We start from the raw sequence: 6,000 nt of genomic DNA, 5'->3' as shown, positions 1-6,000 counted from the left end.
CTTCGGGATAATGCCTTGGCACGAACGAGTCTCCTTCGACGGTGTCGTGACCAAGAAGTCAACCAAACCGACTCCGAAAAACCCGGGGAACATCACTTCGTTCCTTGGGAAGGATGGAGTCATGTCAGGATCGCCGAAGAGGTACCCGCCGGAGCTGCGTGAACGGGCCGTGCGAATGGTTGCCGAAGTCCGGTCGCAGCACCCCTCGGAGTGGGCGGCGATCGCCTCGGTCGCGAGCAAGCTCGGTATCGGGTCGGCCGAGACCCTGCGGAACTGGATCCGCAAGGACCAGATCGACGCGGGACAGCGACCGGGTGTGACGACCGATATGGCCGCAGAGATGCGCCGATTGCGGGCCGAGAATCGAGAACTGAAGCGCGCCAACGATATTTTGCAATCCGCATCGACTTTCTTCGCGGCGCAGCTCGACCGCCGAAACAAGTGATCGTCGACTACATCGACACCCACAAACAGGAGTTCGGCGTCGAGCCGATCTGCAGAGTGCTCACCGAGCACGGCTGCCCGATCGCGCCGTCCACCTACTACGACACCCGCGACCGCCCGGCATCCGAACGCGCGATCCGTGACGAGTTCCTCGCCGCCGAGATCACCCGTGTCCACGCCGAGAACTACTCGGTGTACGGGGCCCGCAAAGTGTGGCTGCAACTACGACGAGAGGACATCGAAGTGGCACGCTGCACCGTCGAACGACTGATGAAGAAGCTGGGCCTACAAGGCGCCCGTCGAGGAAAGGTCAAACGCACGACGACCGCCGACCCGCAAGGCCGGCGTGCCGAGGACCTGGTGCAACGAAAATTCAACCCGGGCAGCCCCGAATGTGTTGTGGGTAGCAGATTTCACATACGTCTCGACATGGGCGGGATGGGTGTATGTCGCGTTCGTGATCGACGCCTACGCGCGCCGGATCGTGGGCTGGCGCACCTCGACCACAATGACCACATCACTGGTCCTGGACGCGATCGAACACGCCATCTGGACCCGCGCACGTGACGGGATCACCGATCTGTCCGGATTGATACACCACCACGACCGCGGCGCCCAATACACATCGATCGCCTTCACCGACCGACTGATCGAAGCCAGCAACCACAAAGTCTCCGGACTCACAGGGGGGATTCACTCTTCTTCACGGTCGATTTGCCCGCCGTTGTCGATCCAGACGACGACCGCAGAGTGATCATCATGGCCGCCGGAAGGTGCCCCAGCGTCGGCACTACGCGATTACGTCAGCGTGCCAGGTGTGGATCGGTGGTCTTCTCCAGACCACGCAACGCCAGCTCCATACTCACCTGGCCGTAGTCCGCCGAGTTTCTCGAGTTCGGCGCGGAGTTCGGCGATCTGTTTGTGCAGCGCCTGGATACAAACCAAGGCGACGCCATTGGCGTCGGCCAAGTGGATCTTCTTGTCGGTGTCGCCGAGCCCGAAGCTGGCGCGCCAATCCTGTGCCATCGGACCGAGATGACGTACCTCAGCCGGTTCCCACTCATACCGCCAAGTACTGATCGGCAGTTGAACGACCTCGGCAAGAATGTCGCGTCCATTCATCACCCACTCGCGTCCCGCCGAATCCACCGGGCTGGACGGGATCTGCGGGGCCGACGTCCGGTGACGCCGGCCCCAACGTAGACCGAACACTCTCAGTGGTCCCACACCACTGCTGCGACATCGCGCTTGATCGCTCGGTCGCTTTCGAGCGTGGCGCTGGCGACACCCGCCGCCACCGTGGCGAGCCCGGTACTGGCGGCGGCGACGATGGCGATCCGTGTCATCATACCGATGCTCGTAGTCATCGCGCTGATCTTCTTCACTGTCATATCCTTTCGAACGAGAACCCGGGCCGTCGGCCGCGGATCCTCCTCTCCAACTATGTGATTTATCGTGCCCGCGCTCGCCTCGCGAGCCGGTGAATTCCGGGTCCTGATTCCGCGCTGATCGCGAGTCATTCGTCGTATCGAGAGCTCGATAAATTGGTCACTAGGTGACCCTCGCAAGGTCATGGCCGGCGCGATATGGGGGAAATGCCTACGATTACCTCCGTAGGCGCGAACGGCTCGTCGCGACACGGACGGGGCGGCAGAGCGCCATTGCCACCGACCTGTGCCTACACCCCACCGCGAGTGGTCGGGTCGGAGAGTATTCAACCCTTTCGAATCCGAAACGGCCTGGCGGCACGATAATGCCATCGAGGCTGATCAATCCCAGGCGGTCCGGTGAGAGACCAGCACATGGGCCACGCTCGGCGCGGGTCGCCGCGTTTGGACCTGAACTGCCCGCCCGGACTGGCCGCTGCTGCGAAGACGGGCCGATTGCCGGTAATGGAGCTCAGAACGAATGGAGATGAAGCCGACCAAAAATTTCCTCGGCTGCCCTTCAGCGAGCGGTATTGGGCGTTGATCTCCAACTCACCCGTCGTAATAGCTTTCGAGTAGGTCCTATCGTCGACCATCGCGAAACCGGAGCTGTCGTACAACCGACTCGGACACGCGCGACGCTGACGCGATCGTGCGGGCATCGACGGATCCGACCCCGAGTCCTTTCGGACGGTGACACCCGGTCCGGAGAGCCGGTCTGGGTTTCTCTGAGCAGATCATGGCGGGGATCGATCGGGGCGAAGACACTGCTAGATATAACCGACGGCCGATCCCGCCAGTTCGTCGTTTCCGCCGATACCTGGGTCATCCGACCAGCTGGATCGGCTGCCAGACGCGCGAGCGAGGTCGTAACATCCAGCATCCGGATGGGTGACAGAATGGTTCACAACTCGACTTCGTGTACTGCGGCAGCGGCTCGTACGTCGAGCATCGTCAGCAGGACCATCCGGCATATGGAAATGCTCGACATGTGTCCGTGCGGTGTTATGACGGTGTGGGCTTCGGCCCGCCGGCATTCCTGGACGAGATCGACGAACGCCGGAGGGAGCGTCCCGTTCTGCGGTGAGGGCTCATGGAATACGGCACCCAACTCGTACCCGAGCGACCTGGCGGTGTTGTACAGCCTGCCTTCGCTCGAAGTCGAGTCGCGGAGCATATCGTCGCGCACGTATCCGTAGGCAAGAGGTAATAGTGCAGTCGTCATGGGCTAATTGGTCTCCGGTCGGCTGGCTACGGGAGAATTACCTCTGGGTAGCCGGATGGTCTGTCATCGCAGCGCGGCATGTACGCACCTGTGTGCCGTCGACTCGGCGTGACGTCGAGTTCGGCTGTCACGATTCATCGCTCGGTCGTTTGTCTTGGCCTGGTTGAGGGAGCGACCTGCATACCTTCGGCCTCGTTGGCGAAGGTGTGGGACTGCCGCGACCCCACCGAGCGTCGTCGCTCGACCTCGGCCACACCCCATCGTGTGCCGCAGGGATCGTGATCGTCCTCGGCGGGCGTCTTGCGGTCGAACACCCCTTCCGGATGGGGGTCTGACACAACTTCCGCCGACACTTTCGATTCTTGTCGCATGGCATAAAGACCGACATGGGGGAAATACCCCCTTTCTCTTTATCTGCAACACCGGCTACCTACGACGAACTCGACGAACGAGGTAAGCGCCGCTACACCGCGTCGCCCAGATCGCCGCCGAATCCGGAGTCGCTCGTCCCACCATCTACCGACATTTCTCGGCCGCGATACCGAAAAAAGGGGGGTGTGACGCGGCCAGGTCGACTGACTCGACCGATACCTAGGTGATGTCCAGGGAGGTTTCGGGTTCGCGGCGACACGTCCCTGGTTGATGACTGGTGATGGCCTCCGGTTGTGAAGTGGAGATGTCGAGTAACCGCTTCACATCCAGGAGGCCTTCGTCATCCACGCTGATGCCGCTTTGACGCCGCGCGCTCGTTCAAGGCTGACTCGTTTCATTGCCGAACAAGGCTGGAACACACCGAGCGGACACAGCCATACCGGCCACAAACCAACGGCAAGATCGAGCGAATCCACCGCACCCGCGCTGACGGCTGGGGCTACACCCGCTGCTACGAGTCAGAAACCCAACGCCGAACAGCCCTGCCACAGTGGCTGCACTTCTACAGTCACCACCGAACCCACAGCGCGATCGGAAACAAACCACCCATCACCAGGCCGACCAAACCTCCCTGGACATCACACCTAAGCCCCTTACTGCACCACACACCCCGGGGCCGGCGGAGTGCCGGAGAAGCGGTCGGCGAGGAAGTTCATGCCGCCGAAGGCTTCGCCCGCGGCGGCACCGATGTGTGTCGGGAACTGCGAGTGGGTCGCGGTGAGGGTGGCGCCCTGAGCACAGTAGGCATCGACAAGGGCGGTGTATCCGGCGACGGGAATCTTCTCGTCGGTGACGCTGTGGTACAGGTACAGCGGAGTGTCGGGGGCGGTGCTGCCGAGTTCGTTGTGCGTGGCTGCGCTGCGGAATGCGGGATGCGCTAGCAAGTTCGGGACCTCGGCGAAGTCGTCGAGGTGGACGTCGGGGTATTTCTGAGCCAGATCCGCACCGCAGGCGGAGGTATCTGCGGCGAGCAGCGCGCGACGACCCCGGTCGTTCAGCAAGTCGGCCAGCCGGGAGTCGGGTTCGTTGCGGGCCAGCCCGAGCAGGATCAGTAACGCCCCCACGGCACCGTCGGCGCGTTGTGCCATGGTCGGGATATCGGTGGGGATTCCGCCGGCGCTGGTGCCGGCGAACCGCACGTCTGGTGCGTATTCCCGCCGCAACTGCGTGGCCCACAACGTGGCGAAGGCTCCGCTCGAGTATCCCCAGGCGCCGATCGGGCTCGAGGTATCGATGCCGGCTGGCGGGAAGGATCGTGCGGCCCGGATTCCGTCCAGCACGCCACGCCCGGATGTCACGCCGTCGAAAAGTCGGGACTGCGGCCCTTCGTAATCGCTGACCACGACGGCCCACCCGCGCCGCAGTGCCTCCACGATGAACGGCATATCCTGCACAGTGCTCGCTATGTCGGTGTTACGTCCGCCGCGCAGCATGAACGACGGTGCGCACTGGGTGTCGAGACTGTTCTCGGGTACCTGGTACGACAACACCGGCCGCGGCCCGGTCCATGGTATCGGTGGCACCAGGACCGTCGTCACGTTCAGCTGCGGACGCTCTCCGGAATCGGTTGTGCGATAACGTAGTTGCCAGGCCGCCACTGGTATCGGCAGGCCGAGTAGGGTGATCGTCCGCGACCCGAGCAGCGCTCCGTTTGGATGCGACGCCAGATCGGTGGGTGCGGCATAGAAGGGATCATCGCCAGGGGGTGGCACTGCGGCTCGCGCAACCGGCATCGACAATGCTGCCGGCAGCATGATCCCGGTGAGCGCGAGGATCGCAAGCCATTGCCGACCGATCCGCCACCACATCACTTGTCGCCAGTGCGCGCCGTCGATTGGCAGACCAGGCGCATCGGTAGCCGAACACGATGTGCGGCAAGCATTCTTCCGATAAGTCGACGACGTATGACCGGATTCCATCGCGCCTCCCGCGTCCACTATCCGACGCGCAGGCACTCCGGCCTCGCACCGACCCGCCACGCCCTTATGGGTCGAGGTCACGATAACATAACGAAGTCGCCTCCGCACTGGGACGACCAGGAGCTCAGCGCAAGAAGAGGCGCTGGCCGCGATGGCGGTAGATGTCGACACGGTCGCCGAGACGCCGTGACACCATCCCGCCGATCTCCGACAGGGGATTTTCCGAAGAAGTTTCCAACAACCGTTGCGGTCGTCCTACAAGAAGGAGAAGGCCCGCCGGACCGAGCCGATACCAGCGCAAGCGCCGGCCTCGACATAGCGGGCTATTGCTCGGCATATATCGCAAGCGTACCGGCCTGCGAATCGCCCATTACTTCGGCAGTTATAAAACAACATGCCAGAGGCACAATCGACGCGATCGATGGCGGGCATGGGCAACAACCACTGACAGCCTCGGCTTCGCCGCGCCGATTCCAGCAAACGTCTGTATGGTGTTGGTTTCGAGGCCGCCGAATATGGCTGTGCGCCGGAAAAGGGATGCGTACGCCGAGGT

At 62.8% G+C, this 6,000-nt stretch carries 4 protein-coding genes, 3 pseudogenes and 1 other annotated feature; of the genes and pseudogenes, 3 read left to right on the top strand and 4 right to left on the bottom strand.

Features of this window, described 5'->3' with window-relative positions:
* Nucleotides 1-121: 121 nt before the first annotated feature.
* Nucleotides 122-1,102: pseudogene (locus AB0B25_RS16650) on the top strand (IS3 family transposase); the annotation flags it as partial.
* Nucleotides 406-534 (top strand) — a sequence feature (AL1L pseudoknot). Its footprint overlaps the pseudogene before it by 129 nt.
* 140 nt (nt 1,103-1,242) lie before the next feature.
* On the opposite strand, the gene AB0B25_RS16645 reads toward AB0B25_RS16650, so the two are convergent.
* The 3 genes from AB0B25_RS16645 to AB0B25_RS16635 form a co-directional block, all read right to left on the bottom strand.
* Nucleotides 1,243-1,566, bottom strand: coding sequence for a tail fiber domain-containing protein (locus tag AB0B25_RS16645; protein ID WP_357179649.1), 324 nt, complete (start codon nt 1,564-1,566; stop codon nt 1,243-1,245).
* A 92-nt stretch (nt 1,567-1,658) separates the two neighbouring features.
* Nucleotides 1,659-1,829: a hypothetical protein gene (locus AB0B25_RS16640; RefSeq protein WP_357179647.1), complete on the bottom strand. Its 171-nt coding sequence runs from the start codon at nt 1,827-1,829 to the stop codon at nt 1,659-1,661.
* 946 nt (nt 1,830-2,775) lie between these two features.
* Nucleotides 2,776-3,096 (bottom strand): hypothetical protein, encoded by a 321-nt coding sequence (locus tag AB0B25_RS16635; protein ID WP_357179644.1) that lies wholly within the window; start codon nt 3,094-3,096, stop codon nt 2,776-2,778.
* A 475-nt stretch (nt 3,097-3,571) separates the two neighbouring features.
* On the opposite strand from AB0B25_RS16635, the pseudogene AB0B25_RS16630 reads away from it, so the two are divergent.
* Together AB0B25_RS16630 and AB0B25_RS16625 are read left to right on the top strand one after the other, a co-directional pair.
* Nucleotides 3,572-3,691, top strand: a pseudogene (locus AB0B25_RS16630) (TetR family transcriptional regulator); the annotation flags it as partial.
* A 202-nt stretch (nt 3,692-3,893) separates the two neighbouring features.
* Nucleotides 3,894-4,116: pseudogene (locus tag AB0B25_RS16625) on the top strand (integrase core domain-containing protein); the annotation flags it as partial.
* A 5-nt stretch (nt 4,117-4,121) separates the two neighbouring features.
* Here AB0B25_RS16625 and AB0B25_RS16620 read toward each other — a convergent pair.
* The gene (locus AB0B25_RS16620; protein ID WP_357179669.1) at nt 4,122-5,336 is read right to left on the bottom strand and encodes a lipase family protein; all 1,215 of its coding nucleotides are present in this window, start codon (nt 5,334-5,336) and stop codon (nt 4,122-4,124) included.
* Between the last annotated feature and the right edge of the window lie 664 nt (nt 5,337-6,000).

Source organism: Nocardia sp. NPDC049190, from assembly GCF_040648115.1.
Lineage (GTDB): Bacteria > Actinomycetota > Actinomycetes > Mycobacteriales > Mycobacteriaceae > Nocardia.
This window is presented reverse-complemented; position numbering and strand designations above follow the sequence as displayed.

What these genes read in the sequence shown, in the direction of transcription:
- AB0B25_RS16645 (WP_357179649.1), bottom strand. Translation starts at nt 1,566, where the DNA reads ATGAATGGACGCGACATTCTTGCCGAGGTCGTTCAACTGCCGATCAGT.
- AB0B25_RS16635 (WP_357179644.1), bottom strand. Translation starts at nt 3,096, where the DNA reads ATGACGACTGCACTATTACCTCTTGCCTACGGATACGTGCGCGACGAT.
- AB0B25_RS16620 (WP_357179669.1), bottom strand. Translation starts at nt 5,336, where the DNA reads ATGTGGTGGCGGATCGGTCGGCAATGGCTTGCGATCCTCGCGCTCACC.